This window comes from Pseudomonas sp. MWU13-2105 (genome assembly GCF_023242315.1).
Classification (GTDB): Bacteria; Pseudomonadota; Gammaproteobacteria; order Pseudomonadales; family Pseudomonadaceae; genus Aquipseudomonas.
Window position 1 is genome coordinate 1 of sequence record NZ_JALLIY010000035.1, and the last position, 25,288, is coordinate 25,288.

Annotated in this window: 21 protein-coding genes and 1 pseudogene; 14 read left to right on the forward strand and 8 right to left on the reverse strand. The window is 59.4% G+C overall.

Going from position 1 to position 25,288, the window contains the following annotated elements:
• A pseudogene (locus M5B96_RS31420) lies at positions 1–224 on the forward strand (hypothetical protein); the annotation flags it as partial.
• A gap of 305 nt (positions 225–529) precedes the next feature.
• Here the strand turns inward: M5B96_RS31420 and M5B96_RS31425 are convergent.
• The 4 genes from M5B96_RS31425 to M5B96_RS31440 all read right to left on the reverse strand — a co-directional run bounded on the left by M5B96_RS31425 (position 530) and on the right by M5B96_RS31440 (position 4,462).
• Entirely contained in the window at positions 530–1,486 is a 957-nt protein-coding gene (locus M5B96_RS31425; RefSeq protein ID WP_248800952.1) for a 2-hydroxyacid dehydrogenase, read from the reverse strand.
• Positions 1,487–1,519: 33 nt separating this feature from the next.
• Positions 1,520–2,278, reverse strand: coding sequence for an SDR family oxidoreductase (locus M5B96_RS31430; protein WP_248800953.1), 759 nt, complete (start codon positions 2,276–2,278; stop codon positions 1,520–1,522).
• Positions 2,279–2,320: 42 nt separating this feature from the next.
• Positions 2,321–3,013, reverse strand: a complete 693-nt coding sequence (locus M5B96_RS31435; RefSeq protein ID WP_248800954.1) for a fumarylacetoacetate hydrolase family protein — start codon at positions 3,011–3,013, stop codon at positions 2,321–2,323.
• A 99-nt stretch (positions 3,014–3,112) separates the two neighbouring features.
• Complete coding sequence (locus tag M5B96_RS31440; RefSeq protein ID WP_248800955.1) at positions 3,113–4,462, reverse strand: MFS transporter; 1,350 nt, start codon at positions 4,460–4,462, stop codon at positions 3,113–3,115.
• A gap of 585 nt (positions 4,463–5,047) precedes the next feature.
• On the opposite strand from M5B96_RS31440, the gene M5B96_RS31445 reads away from it, so the two are divergent.
• From M5B96_RS31445 to M5B96_RS31475, 7 genes are all read left to right on the forward strand, one after another.
• A complete protein-coding gene (locus tag M5B96_RS31445) occupies positions 5,048–5,980 on the forward strand; it encodes a helix-turn-helix transcriptional regulator (protein ID WP_248800956.1) in 933 nt (310 codons plus the stop codon).
• Positions 5,981–6,191: 211 nt separating this feature from the next.
• Positions 6,192–7,127 (forward strand): universal stress protein, encoded by a 936-nt coding sequence (locus tag M5B96_RS31450; protein WP_248800957.1) that lies wholly within the window; start codon positions 6,192–6,194, stop codon positions 7,125–7,127.
• Between the two features lie 100 nt (positions 7,128–7,227).
• Positions 7,228–9,729 carry an alpha-glucan family phosphorylase gene (gene glgP, locus M5B96_RS31455; protein WP_248800958.1) on the forward strand — a complete coding sequence of 834 codons (2,502 nt, stop codon included), beginning with the start codon at positions 7,228–7,230 and terminating at the stop codon, positions 9,727–9,729.
• Positions 9,730–9,916: 187 nt separating this feature from the next.
• Positions 9,917–11,497, forward strand: a complete 1,581-nt coding sequence (gene glgA / locus M5B96_RS31460; RefSeq protein WP_263859749.1) for a glycogen synthase GlgA — start codon at positions 9,917–9,919, stop codon at positions 11,495–11,497.
• 113 nt (positions 11,498–11,610) lie between these two features.
• A complete protein-coding gene (gene ppsA / locus M5B96_RS31465) occupies positions 11,611–14,046 on the forward strand; it encodes a phosphoenolpyruvate synthase (protein WP_248800959.1) in 2,436 nt (811 codons plus the stop codon).
• A gap of 57 nt (positions 14,047–14,103) precedes the next feature.
• Entirely contained in the window at positions 14,104–14,799 is a 696-nt protein-coding gene (locus M5B96_RS31470) for a 2,3-bisphosphoglycerate-dependent phosphoglycerate mutase (RefSeq protein ID WP_248800960.1), read from the forward strand.
• 288 nt (positions 14,800–15,087) lie between these two features.
• Positions 15,088–15,636, forward strand: a complete 549-nt coding sequence (locus M5B96_RS31475; protein ID WP_248800961.1) for a cupin domain-containing protein — start codon at positions 15,088–15,090, stop codon at positions 15,634–15,636.
• A 7-nt stretch (positions 15,637–15,643) separates the two neighbouring features.
• On the opposite strand, the gene M5B96_RS31480 is transcribed toward M5B96_RS31475, so the two are convergent.
• The 3 genes from M5B96_RS31480 to M5B96_RS31490 are packed head-to-tail and all read right to left on the reverse strand — an operon-like array spanning position 15,644 to position 18,690.
• The gene (locus tag M5B96_RS31480) at positions 15,644–15,994 is read right to left on the reverse strand and encodes a RidA family protein (protein WP_248800962.1); all 351 of its coding nucleotides are present in this window, start codon (positions 15,992–15,994) and stop codon (positions 15,644–15,646) included.
• A 28-nt stretch (positions 15,995–16,022) separates the two neighbouring features.
• Positions 16,023–17,267: an NAD(P)/FAD-dependent oxidoreductase gene (locus tag M5B96_RS31485; RefSeq protein WP_248800964.1), complete on the reverse strand. Its 1,245-nt coding sequence runs from the start codon at positions 17,265–17,267 to the stop codon at positions 16,023–16,025.
• A gap of 4 nt (positions 17,268–17,271) precedes the next feature.
• Positions 17,272–18,690 carry a PLP-dependent aminotransferase family protein gene (locus M5B96_RS31490; RefSeq protein WP_248800966.1) on the reverse strand — a complete coding sequence of 473 codons (1,419 nt, stop codon included), beginning with the start codon at positions 18,688–18,690 and terminating at the stop codon, positions 17,272–17,274.
• 433 nt (positions 18,691–19,123) lie between these two features.
• Between M5B96_RS31490 and M5B96_RS31495 the strand changes: the two genes are divergently transcribed.
• Genes M5B96_RS31495 through M5B96_RS31510 form a run of 4 tightly spaced genes read left to right on the forward strand, consistent with a single transcriptional unit; the run spans position 19,124 to position 22,247 of the window.
• Positions 19,124–20,089, forward strand: a complete 966-nt coding sequence (locus M5B96_RS31495; protein WP_248800968.1) for a transporter substrate-binding domain-containing protein — start codon at positions 19,124–19,126, stop codon at positions 20,087–20,089.
• A gap of 48 nt (positions 20,090–20,137) precedes the next feature.
• Complete coding sequence (locus M5B96_RS31500) at positions 20,138–20,914, forward strand: amino acid ABC transporter ATP-binding protein (protein WP_248800969.1); 777 nt, start codon at positions 20,138–20,140, stop codon at positions 20,912–20,914.
• 3 nt (positions 20,915–20,917) lie between these two features.
• A complete protein-coding gene (locus M5B96_RS31505; RefSeq protein ID WP_248800971.1) occupies positions 20,918–21,598 on the forward strand; it encodes an amino acid ABC transporter permease in 681 nt (226 codons plus the stop codon).
• A gap of 1 nt (position 21,599) precedes the next feature.
• Complete coding sequence (locus M5B96_RS31510) at positions 21,600–22,247, forward strand: amino acid ABC transporter permease (RefSeq protein ID WP_248800974.1); 648 nt, start codon at positions 21,600–21,602, stop codon at positions 22,245–22,247.
• Positions 22,248–22,313: 66 nt separating this feature from the next.
• Here M5B96_RS31510 and M5B96_RS31515 read toward each other — a convergent pair whose 3' ends face one another.
• Positions 22,314–23,228, reverse strand: a complete 915-nt coding sequence (locus M5B96_RS31515; protein WP_248800976.1) for a LysR family transcriptional regulator — start codon at positions 23,226–23,228, stop codon at positions 22,314–22,316.
• Between the two features lie 109 nt (positions 23,229–23,337).
• On the opposite strand from M5B96_RS31515, the gene M5B96_RS31520 reads away from it, so the two are divergent.
• Positions 23,338–24,150: a phytanoyl-CoA dioxygenase family protein gene (locus M5B96_RS31520; protein ID WP_248800977.1), complete on the forward strand. Its 813-nt coding sequence runs from the start codon at positions 23,338–23,340 to the stop codon at positions 24,148–24,150.
• 87 nt (positions 24,151–24,237) lie between these two features.
• Positions 24,238–25,206, forward strand: coding sequence for an ABC transporter substrate-binding protein (locus M5B96_RS31525; protein WP_248800978.1), 969 nt, complete (start codon positions 24,238–24,240; stop codon positions 25,204–25,206).
• Positions 25,207–25,288 lie beyond the last annotated feature (82 nt).

Here is a 25,288-nt window from a genome sequence, read left to right on the forward strand (position 1 = left end):
CGAAATTCTTTACTGCAGCACTTGAACACTACAAGAATTTGCCCGCTATTGAGCAGGCACAATACCCTAATAGTTATGAGGCGAAGTTGCAGGGTTGGATAGCACTCGGCTTCAACTACAAGACCAATACCGTTGAAGGTAAGGGCAGTGCTCAGGACGTGATGGACAAGGTCTTGAGTCTCGACAAGCAGACGTTTGATGACGGTGGTGCAGATTCGGCTTGAGTGCGGCACGCACCCATGATTGAACCTGTCCAAACAACATGTATGGCCAGCCTGTCTCCTGCAATCCCATTGGCTGTATCCGGTAAAACTGGCTTGCGCTAATGTATCCGGGCTTGTTGCGAGCGCTGCCTCAGCTGCGCTCGGCCCTCGATGAGTAGCCGCTCCCGACTGACCTGGTCGGAAGCCGTTACAATTAAGATCTAGAGGCTTCGGGCTCTTTTTTTGCCCTGGCGAGAAACACAAGGCAGCCTGATGACAAAGGGCTTTCCACGGGCCGGGTCATTGCCGTGGAAAGCCCTGGACACTCAGTCAGTCACACAACCCTGCGGTATTTTCCCGGCGAAACTGTCCACCAGGCTCGCCACCACCATTTCCCCCATTCGCGTGCGGGTCTGCCGTGTCGCGCTGGCACGGTGTGGCTGCAGCACCACCTGCTCATTGCCGAACAGTGCCTCGGGAACGTTCGGTTCATCGACAAACACATCCAGCGCCGCCCCCGCGATCTCACCCGCGGACAATGCCGCGACCAGATCGACCTCGTTGACCAGCTTGCCCCGCGCCACGTTGATCAGATACCCGTCCTTGCCCAACGCTTGTAACACCTCGGCATTGATGATGGCCTCGGCCTTGTCGGCGGCGGCGGCGAGAATCAGCGCGTCGCTGTTGCTGGCCAGCTGCTTCAGATCGGCGATGAAGGTATGGTTCACGTCGCTCATGGGTTGCAAATCGGTGTAGCTGATCGGGCAACCGAACGCCGCGGCTCGGGTCGCTACCGCACGGCCGACCCGGCCCATGCCGACAATACCGACGCGCATGCCCGACACCTGGCGCGCCAACGGCAACGGCGCCAACGGCGTCGGGCTCTGGGGCCATTGACCCGAACGTACGTAACGATCACTGGTGCATAAGCCCCGGCACACGGCAATCAACAGGCCGATGGCCAGGTCGGCGACGTCTTCGGTCAGCGCGCCGATGGTCGCGGTCACGCGGATCCCGCGGTCCCTGGCGTAAGCCAGATCCACCGCATCGGTGCCCACGCCATTGACCGCCACCACTTCCAGTTTGGGCAGTTGCGCCATGAGGGCCTGGCTGATGCCGGTATGCCCTCCGGTGATCACCCCGCGGATGTTCGCGCCGTGCTTCTGCAAATAAGCCGGCTTGTCGGCCTGCTGGAAGTAACGTCTGACGGTAAACAGGTCGTCGAGCCGCGCGTTGATTTCAGGGATCAGGATCGGGCTGAGCTGCAAGACTTCTGGCTTCATGTAAACCTCGTGTAGCGGAATGGAAACGCCGGCTCAACCGCGACCGGCAAACGGCATGGCGGTGGCCATGACGGTCATGTTCAGGACGTTGGCCGACAACGGCAGACCGGCGATATAACGCACGGCATCGGCCACATGCTTGACGTCCACCATTGGCTCCACGGCGATGCTGCCATTGGCCTGGCGCACGCCTTTGGTCATGCGCACCGACATCTCGGTCAGGGCGTTGCCGATGTCGATCTGGCTGCAGGCGATGTTGAATTCCCGCCCGTCCAGGGCCAGGGATTTGGTCAGTCCCAACACCGCGTGTTTGCTGGCGGTGTAGGCGCTGCTGAACGGGCGTGGGGTATGGGCCGAGATCGAGCCGTTGTTGATGATCCGCCCACCTTGCGGCTGTTGCCGGCGCATCAGGCCGAAGGCGCCACGGGCGCAGAGAAAAACGCCGTTGAGGTTGGTGTCGATCACATTTCGCCACTGCTCGAACGTCAGTTCATCGAGCGGCACGGCAGGGGCGTTGACTCCGGCGTTGTTGAACGCTACGTCGAGGCGTCCGTACACCTCGGCGATGGTTTCAAACAGCGCATCGACACTGGCCGGGTCGCGCACATCAGTGGGCACGGCCAACGCTTCGTGCCCCTCACTGAGGGCCAATTCGACCAATGCCTGCAGAGGCTCCGGCCGGCGTCCGGCCAATACCAGGGTAAATCCGTCGGCCATCAGAGCCAGGGCCACGGCGCGGCCGATTCCGCTACCGGCGCCTGTGACCAGGGCCACTTTCAAAGGACTGGACATGTTGTTATCTCCTTTTTCAATTCACGGGGGCGTGTGCTGGGTTCAAGGTCGCTGACCGACGCGCATTTCCAGTTGGCCGATGCCGTCGATCCCGGCGTTGATGATGTCGCCCGGCTGCAGCACGTCGACGCCTGCCGGGCTGCCGGTCATGATCAGGTCACCGGCCCGGAGTGCTACCGATTGCGAGATGCGGCTGATGATTTCACTGACCGACCAGATCTGGTTGTCGAGGCTGTCGCGCTGGCGCTCCTCGCCGTTGACGCTCAGCCACAAATCGCCGTCCGGGTGGCCCGCACGAGTCACCGGCACGATGGCGGTCATTGGCGCGGCACCGTCGAAGACCTTGGCTCCTTCCCATGGCAAACCATTGCTTTTGGCCGAGCGCTGGACATCGCGACGGGTCAGATCCAGACCGGCGGCATAGCCCCAGACATAGGCCAGCGCCTGGCTCTGCGGAATATTGGCGCCGCCCTCACCAATGGCCACGACCAATTCGATTTCGTGGGCAAACTCTTCGGTCAACGCTGGAAAAGTCACTTCACCCACTGCATCCACCACGTTGCTCGCCGGTTTCATGAAGAACACTGGCGGTTGGCGGGATTGGCCTTGGGTGTCTGGCCAAGGGTAGTTGCGGCCGACGCAAAATACCCGGCCAACGGGAAAGCGCTGCTGGCTGCCAGCAACCGGCAAGGTCACGGGTAGGTCTGGGGTAAACACATACTCGGTCATAGTCATTTTTGTAGTAGTCCTGTTAGAAGCGTCAGCGTACTGCGGCAGCCTTTTGTGAAGTTGGACGAAAGCTGCCTCGTGTTGGAGAAAAACGCTTTTCTGCGCTCAGCGCGCCTTGAGCTCGATGCGGTACAAGCGGCCGAGCAGCAACGAATAGGACAAGGTGCCGATCAGCGCTACGCCGCCAATGAACCAGAAGGCATAGGCAAATGAGCCCGTCGCGTGGACGATGCCGCCAATTACAATCGGCGTGACGATCCCGCCGATGTTGGCGGCCAGGCTGGTAATCCCTCCGGTCAGGCCAATCAGCTCCTTGGGCGCGACTTCCGATACGGCGGCCCACGACGAGGAAGCGATTCCCTGGGCGAAGAAGGCCACGGTCAGCACGGCAATGCAGATCAGGTTCGAATCGGTGAAATTCACCAGCACAATCGACATCCCCAGCATCGATCCGACCACCAACGGCAACTTGCGGGCAAAGGACATTGAGTAACCACGGCGTATCAGCAAGTCGGAGATGATGCCGGCGAGCAAGATACCGACCGTTGCGCCCACGAACGGCAGCACCGCGAAGATCCCGGCCTTGATCATGGTCAGCTTGCGTTCCTCGATCAGGTACGTCGGGAACCAGGTCAGGAAGAAGTACAGCGCCGAGGTGCTGGCGAACTTGCCGATGCAAATCGCCCAGATCTGCCGATAGCCGAACAGCTCGGCGATCTGCCGCCAGTTGAACCGGGTACGCTCCTGGCTACTCTTGACCAGTCCACCGCCGGCTTCGATGTACTTCAGCTCTTCCTGGCTGACGTTCTTGCAACTCAGCGGATCGCGGTACAAGTAGAGCCAGATCGCGCCGAACGCAATGCTGACTATCCCGGTGCTGTAGAAAACATGACGCCAGTCATAGGTGGTGGCCAGCCATAGCAGAGCGCCAGTAAAGAGTGCCGTGCCCAGATATTGGCCGCACACGTAAATACTGCTGGCGATCCCCCGTTCGCGGGCCGGGAACCACACCGTGACCGCTCGGCTGTTGGCCGGAAACGCTGGAGCTTCCATCGCGCCAACGGCCAGACGCAACGCGAACAGCGAAGCGAATCCCGTGGCAAAACCCTGGAACACCGTGACCGTCGACCAACTGATCAGTGACACCCCGTAGGTGACGCGGGAACCGAAACGATCGGCAATGAACCCGGCGGGGACCAGGGCGAGGGCATAGGTCCAGGCAAACGCGGAAAAAATCAGGCCCATCTCGATCTTGTCCAGGCCCAGGTCCTTGGCCATGAAGGGGGCTGCAATCGAGATGTTGACGCGGTCGATGTAGTTGATGATGGTCGCAATCAGCAGCAATGACAGCATGAACCAGCGCCGACGTGTCGGCAGTCGCTGAGGCAACAGGGCGTCGCGGGCGCCGGCGTTCACCGACGGCGCGGTGGACGGGGAGGTTTGCGAGTTCGACATGAGTAGACCTTTTTATTGTTAGAAAAATCGAGATGTTCGCGCGCAGCCAAAGCCCATGCCCCAGTCCCGGGGTAGAGCAATCGCTACTTGAATGAGAGGCGCGGACAACCGCTGTAAGGTGCTCAGAGACGCCTTCGGACAGGCTCGGTCGGGGGAGGGGAAGCGAGGGGAAAAAGCAGGATCATCACGTGCGCACCTTTTGATTGTTTTTGGAAGGGTCGGGCTGCATTGCTCGCCAATGTGGTCGTACAACCTTTCAAAATCAACGGAGGCGTTAGATCGTTTTTTCTCCTGAAAACAGCGGTTAATGCAGGTGTCCAAGAAAGTTCGAATCAGACAATTTCCATTTTTTTGCTTTGTTTTTTTGGTAAGTTACTGTTTTTAAATGATTAATATTGTTTGTTCGCGCGTACTTTTTTTGGACGGGCAACACATCACAGATGGATAAAAATAGTTCTCTGTATTCTTATGTCATCGGATAACAGGTTGAGCCCGGCAGTCTCCGCCTTCACAATCACCGACGTCGCCGCCTGCTCCGCGGGGTGACAACAACCTGCCCATGTACCTGTCGAGGATCCTCAGACGATGTCGTTATCGAGTCGAGTGCCCACTTACCTCATGCAGCAACGCAGCGAATTGACGGACTTTTACATCCGCGACAAAAAGGGACGGCGTGCCGAAACCAGCCCGCATCGTCATGAGTATTTCCAGATCCAGGTCAACCTCGGTGGCGATACCGTGCAGCACATCGGCAATGTCGAACGTCCATTTCCGCGTAATACGCTAGCCTTCATCCTGCCGCATCGCGTGCACGTGATACCGCATCCGCTGGACAGCAACTTCATGGTGATCAATTTTTCCCAGACCTTCCTGCTGCCGCATTTGCAGTGCGACCCGATGGATCTGGAGGAGGTCTCGATTCTCCTGGCACCCGAGTTGTCGCCGTTCCGTTTCCAGGAACATTTGGACTTCATCCTGGGCGATGAGGACTTTCTCAAAGTCTGTGCCTTGATCGAGCAGATGCGAGTCCTGGATGAGAACCGTCAGTTTGGTACTCGCGAGATGCTCAAGGGCTTGTTGCTGCAACTGGTCGGGAGCGTTTGTGCCTTGTATGCCGAGCCGCTCAAACGGCTGGCCGAAGAGAATGCCGCCGAAGTCAGCCGCCGTGATGCATTGAGCAGGACGTCCGAGTACTTGCGCAAGAATATCGCCGACCCCGATCTCAACCTGATCAAGGTCGCTGCCGCGACTTACCTGTCACCGACGTATCTGACGCACTGGTTGCGCAAGGAAATCGGCAAGACCTTCACTGAGCTGGTGCTCGAGCGCCGGATGCACGCGGCACGCAATTACTTGCTCAATGGGACACGACCGGTGGGGGAGGTGGCGAGGTTGTGCGGTTTCGCTGACGAGGCCTATTTCTCCCGACGCTTTCGCCAGATACATGGCCAGCCCCCCGGGCAATTCAGACGCCAGCAACTCAATCCCGATACTCCGCAATCACCGTCCGACACATGATCGACCGTAGTGGGTGATGTGGCGTGTTCGTGACTGCAACCGTGACTTTCTATATTGCCAGTGCCGCTGGTGTTTGATCCGGGTCGAACTCTCATGACGGCAGGCCTTCATTAGCGCGCGTTTGAGCTAAATCAAACAGGGGGAGGGGGGGGCGAGCGCAGTCTTGGGGGTGTGCCGGTACTTGAGCTCCGGCGTCGAACCGAGGTGTGTGATGGGCCAATATCAACGTTTATTGCTGATTGTCGACGGAACCTTGCATCAGTCGCCAGCAATGCATCGTGCCTTCGCGCTGGCCAAGGCAAGCGGGGCGGCGTTGGATATCCGGGCGATTGTCGAGCCGCTGCCGATCATTCATCTTTGGCAAGAGAACGGCGACGAAACCGATCATCAACGCTATCTGCGCCGTTATCGCCGCTGGGAGGCTGATGAGGTTGAGCGGCTCAGTGGCCAGGGGTTGGATGTGACCGTGCAGGTGATCTGCACCACCCATCCGCTACTGGACATCTTGCAGGCGATCGAAGAGCTCAAGCCTGATCTGTTGATCAAGGATGTCACCATGGAGTGGGTGCTCAAGCGCGTGTTTATCACAGCACTCGATTGTCACTTGCTGCGCGAATGTCCGATTCCCGTGCATCTGGTCAATCAGGCCCGTTATGGCCTGCCACATCGGGTCGTGGCTGCGGTCGACCCCCACGATCCGTCGACACAAATCACTGGGCTGAATGACGCGATCATTCAAGCCGCCAACACGCTGGCTCTGCAATGCGATGTCCCGCTTCATCTGCTTTACGCCTATGACTTGTCGCCAGCTTTCAATGGCGATACCCCGCTGATCCAGGGGGGATGGAGGGAAGACTTTATCGAGGAGCTGCGCGAGTCCCTGCACCTGGCTTTTGTCACCCTGGCTGATCGCTACGATATCCCTCCCGAACGGCGGCATTTTGTCATGGGCCTGCCGGTACCGGTGATCAGCGGGTTCGTCAAAGAGTACCTGGCTGATGTGGTGGTGATGGGAACGGTACATCGCGTGGGGGGCGATCAGATGATCGGTAGCAATACCGAGCGGGCACTCTATTCGGTGCCGGGCAGCGTTCTCGCGATCAGGCCGCCAGGATCGGGGGGCACTGGCCCTGCTGAGGGAACTTGAAGTGCATTTCCATGTTATGTGGGTCAAACCGTGCGCCTGCAAACGGCGGTCTACGTAAAAAACAACGCTGATCTGATGATCATGGCATTGAGGTGTCGACGTGTACGCGTTCTTGCCGCGCGAGTTGCCGGAGCAACTCTTCATATTGACCGAGCTTGCGCTGAACCTGCGCTGGACCTGGAATCATGCACTCGATGGCCTCTGGCAAGCCATCGACCCACAGCTATGGGAGCGTACCCACAATCCATGGATGATCCTGCAGAACGCCTCGCCGCAGCGGTTCGAGGAGCTCTGCCGGGATGCCTCGTTCTCGCAGAAACTCACCCTGGCCATGGAAGAACATCGGCGTTATCTCGGCGAGCCGGGCTGGTATGCACAGCAGCCGGTGTCCGGCGACCCGGCGCAGATTGCCTATTTCAGCATGGAGTTCGGTCTGAGCGAGGCTTTTCCACTCTACGCCGGCGGACTCGGTGTCCTGGCCGGGGATTACCTCAAGACGGCCAGCGATCTGGGGGCCCCGATAGTCGGAGTGGGGCTGCTCTACCAGGAAGGCTATTTTCGGCAAAGCATCGACTCGACCGGTCGGCAGCATGAGGCCTATCCCTACAACGACCCGACCAGCCTGCCGATCCAGCCGGCCATCGGAAATGACGGCGCCTGGCTGAAAGTTACCCTGGAACTTCCCGGGCGCACTTTGTATTTGCGTGTGTGGCAGGCCATCGTCGGGCGTACGCGCCTGTATCTGCTGGACAGTAACGATCTGCTCAACGGCGCCGGTGACCGTGGGATCACCTCCAAATTGTACGGTGGCGGTTCGGAAATGCGTTTGCTCCAGGAAGTGCTGCTCGGCATCGGCGGCTGGACGGTACTCGAGGCCCTGGGGATCGAGGTGGACGTGTGTCACCTGAACGAGGGGCATGCCGCACTGCTGGTGCTGGAGCGGGCCCGCTGTTTCATGCGCAAGATGGGAACCTCGTTCTGGGAAGCCTGGTGGGCCACGCGGGCCGGTAATGTCTTCACCACGCATACGCCGGTGGCCGCGGGTTTTGATGTCTTTCCCGCAGCGCTGATCGACAAGTACACGCGCAGCTACCTCGAAGACTGCGGTATTTCATTGCGCGAACTGCTGGCCCTGGGCCGGCGTGACCCGCTGGATGACGACGAGCCGTTCAACATGGCCTTTCTGGCCTTGCGTGGCTGTGCTCAGTGCAATGCGGTGAGTCGTCTGCATGGTGAGGTCAGTCGTCGACTGTTCAGCGATCTCTATCCGCGCTGGCCGATTCAAGAAATACCTGTAGGGCATGTGACCAACGGTGTCCATGTGCCTTCCTGGGACTCCGTGTGGTCCGATCACCTTTGGACCTCCAGTTGTGGCAAGGAGCGTTGGCTCGGCAGCGTGGAGTTTCTCCCGGGAACGCTCGCCAACAGTGACGACAAGGCCCTGTGGACGATGGCCGGCGAGCAACGCCGCGATCTGGTGAAGTACGCGCGTCGGCGTTTGGCCTGGCATCTTGGGCAGCGTGGCGAGTCCGCGCAGCAGATTGAAGAGGCCGCGCAGGTGCTTGATCCGAATTGCCTCACGCTCGGTTTCGCCCGGCGCTTCACCGACTATAAGCGCCCGAATCTGCTGCTGCATGACCCGGAACGCCTGAAGCGTCTGCTTATCGATGAGCAGCGTCCGGTGCAACTGCTTATCGCCGGCAAGGCCCATCCCGATGACGAGCAAGGCAAACAACTGATCCAGGCCTGGATGGAATTCGTTCATCGTCCCGGTCTACGCAGGCACGTGGTGTTCCTCGAGGATTACGACCTCGAATTGGCCCAACACCTGGTCCAGGGCGTCGATGTCTGGATCAATACCCCCAGACGCCCCTGGGAAGCCTGCGGCACCAGCGGCATGAAGGTGTTGGTCAATGGCGGATTGAACCTGTCCGAACGAGACGGCTGGTGGGCTGAGGCCTACCAGCCCGATTGCGGCTGGGCAATCGGTAGCGACGCGCCGAGCGACGATGTCGTCGATGCCGAGTGTTTGTACCGCCTGCTCGAGGAAGCAGTCATCCCGAGCTTCTACACTCGCGACACGCAGGGTATTCCCCGAGCCTGGGTGCAACGCATGCGTGCCAGCATGTCGCAACTGGGGCCGCAATTCAGTAGTAACCGCATGCTGCTCGAATACCTCGACGGTCTTTACCAACCGGCGATTCGAGCGTTCCGCCGCCGCCGCGAGGACCAGGCCGGGCTTGCCCGCGGCCTTCAGGCGTGGCAGAAGGCGCTGAGCGCGGGATGGGACAAAATACATTTTGGAACGCTCGATGCGAGTCTTGACGGTGATCAGTTGCGTATCAGCGTGCCCATCTATCTGGGGGAGATCGCGCCGGAATGGGTAAGGGTGGAGCTTTGTGCCGCCTTGCACGACGAGTTCCCGGCGCAGTGCCTGGTGATGAATGCCACTGGTCCGATTCCCGGTACCGTCCACGGTTATATCTTTTCCCTCTCGGTGGATGTCACGCGGTCCCTGGAGGATTACACCCCGCGGGTGCGTGCCTGGCACCCAGAGGCCTTTCTGCCGGCGGAAAATACACTTGTCGCATGGCAACGTTGAGATCGTTGCAGCGAGCCAAATCAACAGTACCCTGTTGAGGCCGAGCTCGATGTTGTGTCTCCCGCATGCATTGTGTCGCAACGTAGTCGGATCAATAGATAGCCATTTGTTGATCAAGATCATGGGCCATTGGCAAGGGCTCAGGATACTCAACGCTCTACCGACTTGATGGCGGAAGGTAAAAATCATGGGCGTTGCAGTCACCTCCCGGAAGGGAGAGGTTTTTAACTTGTCGGCCAGCGAGCTGAGTTCTTTGCCGGTCTGCGCTTCGACGAGTGTTCCACTGCTGCAACTGCTGACTTCGCAGCCAGGTACTACCCTGACGAACAGAAGAAAAATTCTGTTCGTAACCTCAGAGTTGGCTGATCTGGTGAAAACCGGAGGTTTGGGCGATATATCCGCCGCACTGCCGCGAGCCATGCGCCATCAGCACGATGTCCGCGTGCTGATTCCCGGGTACCCGCAAGTGCTCGCCAGCGATAACCCGATTCATATCGTCGGCGAGCTGGGAGGCTATGCGGCCCTGCCAGCTTGCAAGATCGGGCGGATGGACATGAAGGACGGCCTGGTTGTTTATGTGCTGATCTGTCCTGAACTGTACGACCGTGAAGGCACGCCTTATGTCGATAACAACGGTCGTGACTGGCCTGATAACCATATCCGCTTCGCCCGTCTCGGCCTTGCGGCGGCCGACTTCGCCAGTGGCGCGGTAAAGACCCGATGGTGTCCGGAACTGGTGCATGCCCACGATTGGCCCGCCGCAATGGCTCCGGCGTATATGCGCTGGCGTGGCCAGTCCACACCGAGCATCTTCACCATCCACAACCTGGCGTATCAAGGTACGGTCAACAGCGGCTGCAGCCGCGAACTGGGTATTCCTGAGCATGCGCTGGGTGCCGACGGCATGGAGTTTTACGGCAAGCTCTCATTTATCAAGGCGGGCATGGCTTATGCCAGCCACATCACCACCGTGAGTGCGACCTACGCCAAGGAAATCACCACCCCGGCCTTCGGTTGTGGCCTGGAGGGTCTCCTGCAAAGCAAGGCCAGGCAAGGGCTGCTCAGCGGGATTGCGAATGGCATCGACGCCAGTTGGGATGCGCAGACCGATCAACACCTGATTTGCCGGTTTTCCCCGAACGAATGGCAGCGCAAGGCAATCAACGCTGAGCACGTCCGCGGCTTGTTCGGGCTTGAACCTTGCGCCGGCCCGCTATTCGCCGTGGTATCGCGGCTGGTATTCCAGAAAGGCCTGGACCTGACCATCGGTGTTGCCGAGCATATCGTCAGCCAGGGTGGACAAATTGCGATCATGGGGCGTGGCGAACCGCAGGAAGAGGAGGCCATTCGCGCACTGGCCCTGCGTTTTCCGGGGCGGATCGGTGTGCATATCGGGTTCAACGAAACGGATGCACGACGCCTGTTTGCCGGCAGCGACTTCTTGTTGATGCCATCGCGTTATGAGCCTTGCGGCTTGAGCCAGATGTATGCCCAGCGCTTCGGTTCCTTGCCGGTGGCCCGTAACACCGGTGGATTGGCTGACACCATTGAAGATGGCGTAACCGGCTTTCTGTTCGAAGACGCGACGCTGCAAAGCTATGCCGCGGCGCTGACGCGGGCGATCAGGGTGTTCGCCAATCCCCAATTGCTCAATGCCATGCGTTGCCGGGCCATGGGCGCACCGTTCAACTGGCATCAAGCGGTAGAACCCTACAACCAGCTTTATCTGGAATTGTTGAGGGCGGCCGTGCAGGTGCCGCTCTCGTAATTTGGCGCCGATGCAGCGCGTATCCGGAAAACGCGGTCAGGCGCTTTTCCCCTCCGTAATCCATGACTACGCAAGCTGCCGACAAACCGTTCCCCACCAAAGGGAGAGACATCGTGCCGCATTCACACATCCATATCCGTTGGTTCAAAGAGCTGGGTATCAACGATGTAGCGCTGGTCGGTGGCAAGAATGCATCGCTGGGAGAGATGTACCGGAACCTGGCCGCCGAGGGGGTGCGTATCCCCAACGGGTTTGCCATTACTTCTGAGGCCTATCGTTATGTGCTTGAACACAATAAGGCCTGGCAGCCCCTGCATGCGGCACTTGACGGACTTGACCCGGACAACATCAAGGACTTGCAGGCGCGGGGGGAAAAGGCCAGGGCGATTGTGTACGGCTGTGCAGTGCCGGAGGATTTGAAGACGGCGATATTGCAAAGCTATGCTCAACTCAAGCAGGAGTACGGCGAAAATATTTCATTGGCGGTGCGCTCCTCGGCAACCGCCGAAGATTCGCCACAGGCTTCATTTGCCGGGCAGAACGATACCTATCTCAACATCACCGGTGACGATGCCCTGCTCGATGCGTACAAACGTTGCCTGGCTTCCAACTTTACCGATCGCTCCATTCACTACAAATACGACAATGGCTTTGATTACTACAAGGTCTATCTCGCCGTCGTGGTCATGAAAATGGTGCGTAGCGATGTAGGCGCCAGTGGTGTGATGTTCTCACTGGACACCGAAACAGGCTTCAGGGATGTGGTGTTCATCAATGCCGCGCTGGGGCTTGGCGAGAATGTCGTGCAGGGCACGGTCGTCCCCGATAGTTTCTATGTGCACAAACCCAGCTTTCTCGAGGGGTATCGCGCGGTCTTGAAGCGCAGCCTGGGGAGCAAAGAAAAGACGATGATTTTTACCGACACGCTCAATAGCGGCAATATCGCGGTGGAATACACCAGGAATATTGACACGCCCAGCAAAGAACGCAGCCGCTTTTGCATCTCCGATGCGGATGTCATGGTGCTGGCCGACTATGCCATCAAGGTGGAAAAGCACTACTCGAGCAAATCCGGTTTTTACACGCCCATGGATATGGAATGGGCCAAGGACGGGATCGACGGTCGGTTATATATGGTTCAGGCACGGCCGGAGACAGTCGAGTCGCAAAAGAAAGGTAGCCTGCTTGAAATCTATCATCTCAAGCAAAGATCGCCAGTCCTGCTCAGGGGCAAGGCAGTCGGTAGCAAAATTGGCGCCGGCAAGGCACGGGTGATCAACGATGCCAGGCACTTGAGTGATTTCCAACCGGGCGAGGTGCTGATCTCCGATAGCACGACACCGGATTGGGAACCGGTCATGAAGACCGCGGCGGCTATCGTGACGAGTCGTGGTGGTCGTACTTGCCACGCCGCCATCGTCTCGCGTGAGCTGGGCATTCCTGCCATTGTGGGGGCCGTGAACGCGGCGGCGGAGATCAAAACCGGCACGCCGATTACCATCAGCTGCGCCGAAGGCGAAACCGGGAGTGTCTACGAAGGTATCCTGGGTTTTGACATTCAGCAGATCGATCTCAGTCAGCTGGCACATCCCAAGACCAAGATCATGATGAACCTGGGTAATCCCGATCAGGCCTTCAGTCTTGCCTCGCTACCGGTGGATGGCATTGGCCTGGCGCGTATGGAATTCATTATCAATGAATATATCAAGGTCCATCCGATGGCGCTCGCGCACCCGGAAAAGTTGGATGACGCAACCCGCGAAAAGATCGCCGCCTTGAGTCTTGCCTACAAAGATCCCACGGATTTTTTTCTGAAGACCTTGGCCGAAGGCGTCGCCACCATTGCCGCGGCGGTGTATCCAAAGCCCTGTGTCGTGCGCATGAGCGACTTCAAGAGCAATGAATACGCGACGTTGCTGGGGGGGAAGTATTTCGAGCCGGAAGAAGGCAATCCGATGATCGGTTTTCGCGGCGCTTCCCGTTATACCCATCCGGCCTATGCCGAAGGTTTTGCGCTGGAGTGCGCGGCGATGAAATGGGTGCGCGATGGGATAGGCTTGGTTAACGTCAAGTTGATGATCCCTTTTTGTCGCACAGTCGAGGAGGGCGAAAAGGTCTTGGCGGCAATGGCCAGCCATGGCCTCAAGCGCGGAGAAAACGGCCTGGAGATCTACGTCATGTGCGAGATTCCCAACAATGTCATCCAGGTCGATGCCTTCGCCAAACTGTTCGACGGGTTCTCCATCGGCTCCAACGACCTGACCCAGTTGACGCTCGGCGTGGACCGCGACTCGGAAATCGTCGCCTTCGATTTCGATGAACGCGATCCGGGTGTGAAACAGATGATTCGCCTGGCGGTGGAGGGGGCCAGACGCAACGGTCGCCACTCCGGCATCTGTGGACAGGCGCCGTCCGATTATCCTGAGATGGCTGAGTATCTGGTGGAGATTGGTATCGACTCGATAAGTCTCAATCCGGATGCAGTACTGGCTACGACCCAGCATATTCTGGCGGTGGAAAAACACCTCTCGCTCAATCGCAAAGCGTAGAACCGATTTTGGGAGATGCATCATGAGTCAGCAGGGCAAACCGCGGCGGCAAGCATCGTGAGCCGGTTGTTCCTGGTCAGGCATGGCCAGTCGATCTGGAACCTGCAGGATCGGTTTACCGGATGGGTGGATGTTTCGCTTAGCCAACAGGGCGTGATTGAAGCGCAACAGGCGGGGGCGTTGCTGAGCAACGAACATTTTGATGTGGCCTTTACCTCCACCCTGTTGCGGGCGCAGGACAGCCTCTATGAGATCCTCAGGCGGAACCGCCATTGCGCGCAATATGTGCGGGTGCATGAACAGAGCAGTGAATGGTATGAACACTTCGTGCCGACCGACGGCGATGCGAATGAACTGAAAATCCACGTCTCGGAAAAGCTCAACGAGCGTTACTACGGCGATCTGCAAGGCCTGCAAAAAGACTGGGCGAGCCAACATTACGGCGCCGAACAGGTGCATCTGTGGCGCCGCAGTTACGATGCTCCACCGCCCAATGGCGAGAGCCTGCAAATGACCGCGGCCAGGACCCTGCCTTACTATCAGGCGCGAATTGTCCCGCATCTTCAGAACGGTGAGAGCGTGCTGATTGCCGCCCACGGCAATTCCCTGCGTTCCATCATCATGCACATCGAGCAAATGACGCCACAGCAGATCATCGACTACGAGTTGGCGACCGGCGTCCCGCACCTGTATACGTTCGATAATGATTTACGGCTTGTCGATAAACTGATTGTCTCCAAAGCTGGCCAATAGACATAAGCACCCGGCCCCTGGCTGTTTTCCTGTCCCACCGCACAGAACCGCCACACCATCGGATGGCGGTTTTGTGTCTGCGTTTTTTGTTTCGGTTGTCGAGCCCGGCGGCCAGGCGAGCGCCGTTGCTTGCAGCTTGTCCGCCGGTCGATCGGGCAGGGCTCGGTTGGCTAGGTTCCGCGCCGTCAAATATGATCTAATCGGCGACACATTGGGGGGCGCGGAAGCATTTTCGTACGGTAACTGCAGGCCATCCCTCGCCATCCTCAGGTTCTAAATAGGGCTGTCATGGATACGGGTTCACGACTCAAGCTAGTGCGAGAAAGTTACAAGATATCCCAGCGGGAGCTGGCCAGGCGCAGCGGCCTGGCCAATGGCACGATTTCGTTGATCGAATTAAATCGCGTCAGCCCCTCTGTCAGTTCGTTGAAAAAACTCCTCGAAGGGTTTCCCATGACCTTGGCGGACTTTTTCTCTTTCGACCAGCCGGTGGAGGAGCAGCGCTATATCTTCCGCGCCAACGAACAGCCTGATTTGGGCCGTGATGGGCTCAGGCTGCTGCTGGTCGGCGCTCCGGTGGCCGGTCGGCAAATGCGCATGTTGCGCGAACAGTACGCTCCCGGGGCCGGCTCTGGCGCAGAACCGATCGTGCATACCGAGGGAGAGGAGTGCGGCTTGGTCACCCGCGGCACCATCGAACTGACGGTGGACGGACAGGTCAGCGTGCTGACCGCGGGGGACGGCTATTACTTCCCGACGACGCTGCCCCATAGCTTTCGCAACATCGGCCAGGATGAAGCCGAGATCATCAGCGCCAACACACCGGCGAACTTTTGATCGTCGATCAGCCTCTGGCTGCGCAGACAATAATTTCCACCAACAGCCGCGGATCCGCCAGTTTCGCCTCGCCACAGGCGCGAGTGGGGGCGTGGCCGGCCGGAACCCAGGTATCCCAGACGGCATTCATGGCTTCGAAGTCGGCCATGTCAGCGAGCCAGATGGTGGCTTGCAGCATTTTTTCGCGCGTTGATCCCGCCTCCTTTAGCAAGGCCTCCACTCGTGCAAGCGCGTCGCGGGTCTGGTCGGCGACAGTGTGCTGTGGATCGCCAACTTGTCCGGCCAGGTACAGGGTGTTGCCGTGAATGACGATCTGGCTCATGCGTGGGTTGGTGTGTTTGCGTTCGATTGTTGACATCAATTGCTCTCCTGCGAAATGGCGGCGCTCAGAAACGTCGCACCGAAAAACGTTCTAGCCATTGGGGCGCTTTGCCGGCAATGCAGTCCGCGACCAACTCGCCCGTTGCGCCGGCGAGGGTCAGGCCCAGGTGTTGGTGGCCGAAGGCGTAGATCAATCGGGGTTCGTTCGGCGAGGGCCCGATGACCGGTAACGAGTCGGGTAGGGATGGCCGGAATCCAAGCCATTTTCGAGCGACAGGCTCTGTCAGTCCCATGACCCGGCGCACGTGCCGCTCCAGATAATCAAAGCGCTTGGGATTGGCCGGATCGTTGATCGAACCGAGCTCCACCGTGCCCGCCACCCTCAAGCGTCCGGCCATGGGGGTCATGTAGAACGCGCTTTCCACCGGGCAGCAGGGCCGGTTGAGCAGCGTGTCTTGCAAGTCAAATTCGATGTGATAACCGCGCTCGGTATCCAGCGGAATGTGATCGCCGACCTGGCGCGCCAGCGCCGCAGACCAGGCGCCGCCACACAGCACCACCCGGTCGGCGCGATAGGACTGGCCTTCGGCGCTGAGCAGGTGCAGGCCGTCGCTGTGCCTGTGCAGGCCAGTGATGGTTGCCTGATGCAACGCCCCTTCAGCTACCAGCGGTGCCGCCAGCGCTTCAATGAAGGCTCGCGGGTCATCCATATGGGACGACTCGGGAAACAGGATGCCGGCCACCGCTTTGCCCGCCAGGGCCGGCTCCAGTTGTTCGACATCGCTGGCGTTCAGTAGCTGTTGCGGGATGCTCAGGGCGCGGCGCAACTCGATGGCTGCCTGGGCGCCGGCAAAACCTTGCTCGGTGCGGTAGGCATAGAGACAACCGTTGTGATGCAAGTGCTGATTGGCCTGCGGGCAGTCGGCCAGCAACGGCGCATAACCGCTATAGGTATGCCGCAGTATTTTGGTCAGGGCCAGGGTGTTGGCTTCACAGCGCGAGGCTCGACATTCATTGAGAAACCGCAACAGCCAGGGCATCAACCGGGGCAGGCGTGCCCAGTTGATAACGAAGGGTGAGTCCGGCGAAAACAGCAGCGACGGGATCGCCTTCAGCAACAATGGCTGGGCAATGGGCATCACCCCGTAGGGCGCCAGGGTGCCGGCATTGCCGTAAGAGGCCCCGGAGGCAATCGCGTCGCGCTCGAGCAACAACACCTGGTAACCCTGGCGGCGTAGCCAGAGCGCGGTCGCAACCCCGACGACACCGGCACCGATAACGGCAATTTCGCAATGGATGGGCTGTGTCATGTCCTCAGATCCGGTTGTGCATGTAGAGATGACCCTGGCGCGCCAGTTGGCTGATAACCCCCAGGGCTTTGACCAGATGCTCGCGCGACAGGGCCGCGGAGATATTGATGCGCACGGCTTGCGGCGACAGTTCCGGCCGCAGGGTGAAGGCTCCACCGGCCAGTAGCACGACACCGCGGTCCTGGCACAGGCGGGCGAAACGCGAGCCGGTCCAGGGTTCCGGCAGCACCAGCCAGGCATGGGTGCCGGTAGCGCTGTGCTGGAATTCCAGGCCTTCAAGATGAGTGGCCAACAGTGCCTGGCGGATGCGCAATTCTTCGCGTTGTTCCGAGACCAGGTGTTCGGCGTGACCCTCCTCGATCAATTGGGTCGCGATCAGCGCTGTCAGTGGCGAGGTGCTCCAGCAATCGATGCGTTGCATGGCGGCAATGTCTTGCACCAACGGCTGGGGTGCCATGACAAAACCCATGCGCAGCCCGGGGGCGATGCATTTGGAGAGGGCTGAAATATAAATCGTCCGCTCAGGCATCAGTGAGGCGAAGGAAGGCGGCGATTGATCCAGCAGGGGTCGATAGACATCGTCCTCGATCACCAGCAGGTTGGTTTCGCGAATCACCGCGGCCAGTGCGTCGCGGCGCTCGGCATCCAGGGTAATGGCGGTCGGGTTATGGATCGACGGCACCAGAAACAGCAGCCGTGGCTGATGCTCGGCGCAAGCCAGGCGCAAGGCTTCGGGTGACATGCCGCGCGCGTCGGCATCGACCCCGACCAGAATCAGCCCCAGCGAGCGGCACAAGGCGTTGATGCCTTGATAGGTCACGCTGTCGGCCAGCACGGTGTCACCGCTGTTGGTCAGGCTGCGCAGGGTATTGGCGATGCCATGTTGGGCGCCCTCGACGATCAGCATCTGCCCGGCTTCGGCGTGCACGCCGGTGTGGCGCAACCACTGCGCTGCCGCTTCCCGGGCCCAGAGCGGGCCTTCGGACGGGTGATAGTCCTTCATGTCGCTGAAGCGTGGGTCGCTGGAGAGACGCGGCAGTAGCTGCGCCAGTACCCGATTGAAACCATCGGTGGCCGGCCGGTTGACGCTTAGGTCCACGCTGCCCGGGTCGTTGCTCGGTGCCGACTGGAACTGCGCGGCCGGATGCCGTGGCAGGGCGACTTGCGTCCCGCGCCCCGGCCGGCTTTCGACCAGGCCTTTCTGCTGCAGCACGGCCATGGCCTTGGTCACCGTGGTGATGTTCAACCCCAGTGCGCTGGCGAACTCGCGATGCGGCGGCAGGCGCTCGCCGGGTTTGAGCTTGCCGTGGCGGATCGCTTCGGCCAGTGAGTCGGCCAATTGGGCGTAAAGGGTTTCCGCTTTGTCACGCTGCAAGGCCGCGCTGGCCTTGAGTTCATCCAGCAGTTGTTCGAATTGACTCATGGTGCTTTATCCCTGCTTGTCATGCTTGTAGCAAGACAATAAGCAAATTTGTAGTGCTTTTTATCCGATACAAGTCCTGTTGACAAGCGAAAAAACGATGATTAGTGTGTGAGTTGTAATGCTTGTCATGCATCACAATGAGAGGAAAAGGCTGTCACTCCCAACGCAGCGAGGTAGGCACATGGCGATCGACATGTTCCAGCCGGGCTCTTCCCTGCAACCACTGGCCGTTCAGCTCGTTGCTGGGCGGCACAGAGTATGCGGGAGCCACGGCAGCGGCGCGACCGAGCTGCGAAAGGTGGCGGTTGCCGTGGTTGCCCTATGCTGTGGTGAGCGTGATTGCGGGTGTTTTGGGTGATGCGACCACCATGGACGGCGTTTGAGTTGTACGGCTTGTAATGGTCCAGAATAATCATTAATCAATAGGTGATCTATGTCCGACTTCAAATTCGACACCCTGGGGCTCTCTCGGCGCGGGCTGCTCAAAGCCGCTGGCTACGGTTCACTGGCGGCATTGGTGGGCAGTGCGATGACCCCGATGTCCTTCGCCTTCGCCGCCGGGAAACCGATCAAGACCGTGCGCCCCGGCTATCTGACAGCGGCCTGCCTCGGCGATATGCCCTTGGGCGCGTTGCGCGAAGGCGTTCCGGTCGGCACCGACCTGGAATTGCTGAAGATCATTGCCGATCATCTTGAACTCAAGCTCGACGTACTGACCATGGGCTTCCCGGCGGTGGTCGAAGCCGTCAGGTCGGGACGTGCCGACTGGTTCGGCGGCAACTTCGCCTGGAACCCGATGCGCTCGAAGATCCTGCTGTTGACCGACCCGGTGTTCTACACCGGAGCCTACGTGATCATGCGTGACAACGAGCCGTTCGAGACGTCCATCACCGTGAACGATGTCAAAGGTCGCACCATCGGCGCCATTACCGGCTATTTCACCATCCCGGACATGAAGAAAATCGATGGCGTGAAAGAGGTCAAGCTCTACGACAACACTGACTCCTGCCTGCGTGACGTGCGAGCCGGACGCCTGGATTTTGCCGTGCTGGATGCTCCGACCATCGACTACATGATCCTTCAGGACCCTAGTCTCAAGCTCAAGCAAATCCCCATGTCCTACGATGAGAAATTCCCCAGCCTGACCGCCAAGTTCGAGGCTATCTGGGGTGTTCATCCGCAGAACCAGGACTTGTTCGATGGTGTGAACCAGGGCCTGCGCTGGCTCAAGAGTACCGATCAGATCAAGCCGATCCTCGCCAAGTACGGGATCAAGAACCCCGACTATCTCGCGCCTCCGGCCAAGGATCCGCGTATCGGCGTGGACCGCGACGAGAAGGGCAACCTCATCGGCCCGTTCGAGCATCCGCCGCGGGATTTCAGCCAGTCCTTCGCCTGAAGCGACGTCGCGATCACGCTTGGCCTCACCCACTCACGGACATTGCACATGGCTGAATCAACCCCACTGGTGCGGATCGAGGGACTCTACAAGTCCTTCGGTAGCCTGGACGTTCTCAAAGGTATCGACCTCGATGTACAGCAGGGTCAGAAGATCTCGCTCATCGGGCCCAGCGGGTCGGGCAAGACCACCTTGCTGCGCTGCGTCAACTACCTCGAAGAGCCGACCAAAGGTGACATTTACATCGATAACGAACTGATCGGCCAGCGCCTGGTGGGCACACGGAAAGTGCCCATGAGCGATAAGGAGCTGGCGCGGATGCGCACCGAGATCGGCATGGTGTTCCAGCGCTTCAACTTGTTTCCGCACCTCTCGGTCCTGGAAAACATCATCCTCGGCCCGCTCAAGGTACAACAGCGAAGTCGCGCGGAAGCGGTGGAGCTGGCCGAAGACCTGCTGAACAAGGTGGGTATGTTCGCCAAGCGTGATGTCTACCCGGAACAGCTCTCGGGCGGGCAGCAGCAGCGCATCGCCATCGCCCGGGCGCTGGCGATGCGCCCCAAGTTGATGCTGTTCGACGAGGCGACCTCGGCGCTGGACCCGGAATTGGTGGGTGAAGTGCTGAATGTCATGCGCCAACTGGCGGAGGAGGGTATGACGATGATTATCGTCACCCACGAGATGCACTTCGCCGAAAGTGTCTCCGATCAGGTGATCTTCATGGCCGACGGCAATATTGTCGAGCAGGGGCCGCCCCGGCAGATCTTTCGCGAGAGCCAGGTCGAACGCACCCGCTCCTTTATCCGTGCCGTGCAGGAGCACTGATCGATGTTCGATTCGACTGCACTGCACAAAGCCATCGAGATGCTGCCGTACTTTTTGAAGGTGCTGGGCATCGGCGCGTTGACCACTGTCGGCTTGACCGCCGCGGCGTTCGTCGTGGCGATGTTGCTGGGCTTTTGCCTGGCGTTGATGCGGCTCTCGCGCAGCCGTGTCTTGAGTTTGCTGGCGAGCCTGTACCTGGAGGTGTTTCGCAACATACCGATCCTGACCCAGCTGTTCATCCTCTACTTCGGCTTGACGTATATCGGCATCACGCTGCCGGCGATCGGTGCGGCGATCATCGGCTTCGGCCTCAACGGTGCGGCGATCCTGTCGGAAGTGTTCCGTTCAAGCATCCGCACCATCGACCGCGGGCAAAGCGAAGCGGCGTTTTCCATTGGCATGACCCGTGCCCTGGCGATGCGCATCATCGTCTTGCCCCAGGCGTTCAAAGTGGCCATTCCGGGGATGGCCAACTTCGCCATCGGCCTGCTCAAGGACACGTCCCTGGCATCGGCGGCGGCGGTGCCGGAGCTGACATTCAAGGCGCGGATGCTGGTCAGTGAAACCTACCAGACCAATCAGATCTACTTTCTGCTGGCGATTATCTACCTGGTGTTGAGCCTGGTGCTTTCCCACTGGGCGGCGCGGACCGAACGGCGACTCAAAGTCGTGAAGGAGAATTGATATGGGTTATGGCGAGTTGTGGGAAGCAACCCATGTCGAGTTGTTGGCTGCGGCCTGGGCCACGCTCCAGTTGGCGTTCGGCGCGCTGGTCATCGGTTTGATCGTCGGTTTGCTGGTGGCGCTGGCGAGGCTCTCGAGCAATCGGCCATTGCGCCGTGCGGCGCTGATCTACATCGAGGTGTTTCGTGGCACCCCGGCGCTGGTGCAACTGTTCATCGTCTACTTCAGCCTGACCGAAGTCGGCGTCCAATTCAGCTCCTTCCAGGCGGCCATGATCGGCTTGGGGCTGAATGCCGCGGCTTATCTGTCGGAGATTTACCGTTCCGGCCTGGAGGCGGTGCCCAAGGGACAGGTGGAAGCGGCGAAGGCGATTGGCATGCCTCATCTCAAGGTGTTGCGCTGGGTCGTGTTGCCCCAGGCCATTCGTATCGTGCTGGCACCCATCGGCAACGTGGCGATTTCGTTGTTGAAAGACACCTCGGTGGCATCGCTGATCGCGGCGCCGGATTTGATGCTGCGGGCCCAGGACTTGAGTAGCGTGTACTTCATGCCGCTGGAGATCTACATTCTCGTCGGCGCGATTTATTTTGCGCTGTGTTACCCGCTATCGCTGGGGGTGCGCTTGCTGGAGCGCAAGACGCGGCATTGAACCTATGGCTCGTCCGGGTTTGATCCGGACGGGCAGCGCTGGATGCGGATGCACCCAGCGCGATGGTCAATTTGAGGCAAACGGTAGTCGCTCCGCGAACCAGGCCAGCGCTTGCGTTTTGAATACCTCGGCAGGGGGTGTCAGCGGGTAGCGCTGATCATAGGCCAGGACGATGCGCTGGGCCGGCAGCTCTTCCTGTATGGGGCGACAGACCAGAGGCTGGCCGTCGTAGCTACGGTCGCCGTAGGGGCGGGTATAGGTCAGTGCCACACCGAACCCGTTGGCTACCAGGCTGCGTTGGAATTCGAAGCTGTGGGTCCGTTGTACGCTCGTCGGGGCGAGCCCATGGAAGCTGAACAGATCCAGTACGTGCTGCCAGCTATGGATCTGATCCGTCACCACCAGGTTGCATTCGCTCAGTGCCGCCAGACTGACACTGGACTGGTTTGCCAGCGGGTGGTCGGCCGGCAACAGGGCATGGGCGGTCAACTGGCACAGCTGCACGCACTCCATGTTGGCCGGCAAGCCGAGATCGTACGTCAGCGCCAGCTCCAGGGCGCCTTCGGCAAGGCGCTTGCCCAGATATTCGAAGCTGCCTTCGCGCATATCAACCGTGACCTGGGGGTAGTCGCGCTGGAGGTGCCTGAGGATCTGCGGCAGGCAATATGGAGCCAGGTCCGCGTAACAGCCCAGCACCAGTTCCCCGGCAAAGTCGCTGCTATTGCTGCCGATATCGGCAAAGTTCCGTGCTTCGGCCAGGACGCGTTTTGCCTGGGCCATTACCGTGCGGCCGAAGGGGGTGAGGGACACGCCGAGCCCACGCTGGCGAACAAACAGCGGCTGGCCGAATAGCACCTCGAGTTCGGTAATAGCCGTGGAAATCGAGGGCTGGGAAACGTGCAACTCTTCGGCCGCCAGCGTGAGATTGCCGTGCTTGGCCGCGGCGAGTGCGTAGCGGAGTTGTCGCAGGGTGAACTTCATAAGTTTTTCTTTGGTGATACATCAATACTTATTATTTTATCATTGTTGTGTGCCGTGAAATATTTGTCCAGCGCCCACATTTATTTCCTCCTTCAAGGAGTTTCAGGTCATGGCACACAGCGCATTCACCCTTGACGAAAAAGATATCGAAGCGTTCCAGCGCGATGGCGCGGTTTGCCTGCGCGGTATTTTCACTGATTGGATCGAGACGATTGCCACCGGTATCGAACGCAACCTGACCGAGCCCGGCGTTTACGCCAGCCGCTACGTGGAGAAGGACGACAAGCCGGGTGGTTTTTTTGATGACTATTGCAACTGGCAGCGGATCCCTGAGTTTCGCGCAACGGTGGAACAGTCGCCCGCCGCCGCCATTGCCGCGGCCGTCATGCGTTCGCGTTCGGCGCAGTTCTTCCATGACCATGTGCTGGTCAAGGAGCCGGGGGCGCAGAAGGCCACGCCCTGGCATCAGGACATCCCCTATTACTTTGTCGAAGGACAGCAGAGTGTCAGTTTCTGGATCCCCGTGGACCCGGTACGCGAGTCGACACTGCGCCTGCTGGCCGGCTCGCACCGCTGGGAAAAAGGCATAAAACCCGTCCACTGGGCCGATCAAAGCGATTTTTACCGGGATGCGGACGGATACCGCGAGGCGCCCGATCCAGATAAGGAAGAGGGCTTGCAGGTCCTCGAGTGGGAAATGCAGCCCGGCGATGCTGTGCTGTTCGATTTTCGTACCGTGCATGGCGCCAGGGGCAATGCCTCGGCGCAGCGTCGACGGGTGCTGTCGCTGCGTTGGCTGGGCGACGATATCCGTTACTTCGAGCGTCCAGGACGGACCTCTCCACCGTATCCAGGGCATGCGATGCAGACCGGTCAGAGACTGCGCGAAGATTGGTTCCCGACGATACATCAAGGAGTTTGAGCGTCACGTTGAAAGCCGATGTTCGCCACTGCGGTGGCGAACACTTGCACTGCCATAACCCTGTTCTCTGTGTTGGAGCGTGCGATTGTGAAAATCAAAAAAAACCTTACCGCCACACTGATTTCCCTCGGCCTGTTGGCCGCTAGTGCTGCAAGCCAGGCCGCCAGTTGGTGCGAGTCGGGTAAACCGGTGAAATTCGCCGGGCTCAATTGGGAGAGCGGCATGTTGCTCACCGAGGTGTTGCAGATCGTGCTCAAGGACGGTTACGGCTGTGCAATCGACACCTTGCCGGGTAACTCCATCACCATGGAGAGCGCCTTGGGCAGCAACGATATCCAAGTGTTGTCAGAAGAGTGGGTCGGTCGCAGCGAAGTCTGGAACAAGGCGGCAGCGACCGGCAGGGTAGTTGGTGTCGGCGCACCGATCGTTGGCGCCACCGAAGGCTGGTACGTGCCGCGTTATGTGGTCGAAGGCGACGCCAAGCGCAATCTCAAGTCCAAGGCGCCCGAGCTGAAGAACATCTCCGACCTGGGTAAATATGCCGTCCTGTTCAAGGACCCGGAAGAACCGAGCAAAGGCCGCTTCTACAACTGCCCGGCCGGCTGGACCTGCGAGCTGGAAAACAGTGAAATGCTGAAAAGCTACGGTCTGGAAGCGAGCTACACGAATTTCCGCCCGGGTACTGGCCCGGCGCTGGATGCCGCCGTGCTGTCGAGTTACAAGCGCGGCGAGCCGATCCTCTTCTACTATTGGTCGCCAACGCCGTTGATGGGGCAGGTCGATCTGGTCAAGCTGGAGGAGAAGCCGGGTGTCGACAAAAAGATCAGCATCCAGGTCGGGCTGTCCAAGGCTTTCCATGACCAGGCGCCAGAGTTGGTCGCGGTACTGGAGAAGGTCAATCTGCCGATCGACCTGCTGAACCAGAACCTGGCCCGGATGACCAAGGAGCATATCGATTCTCCCAAGCTGGCGAGGATCTTCTTCAAGGAACACCCTGAGATTTGGCAGGCTTGGGTCAGCGCTGATGCTGCCAGGAAAATCAACGCGGCTCTGTAGGTCGACCCTCTTCCGGCCAGCCGAGAGGTTGGCCGGGACGATTGCCACAATCACTTGATCGAGGGTTCCAATGTTTCCCGAG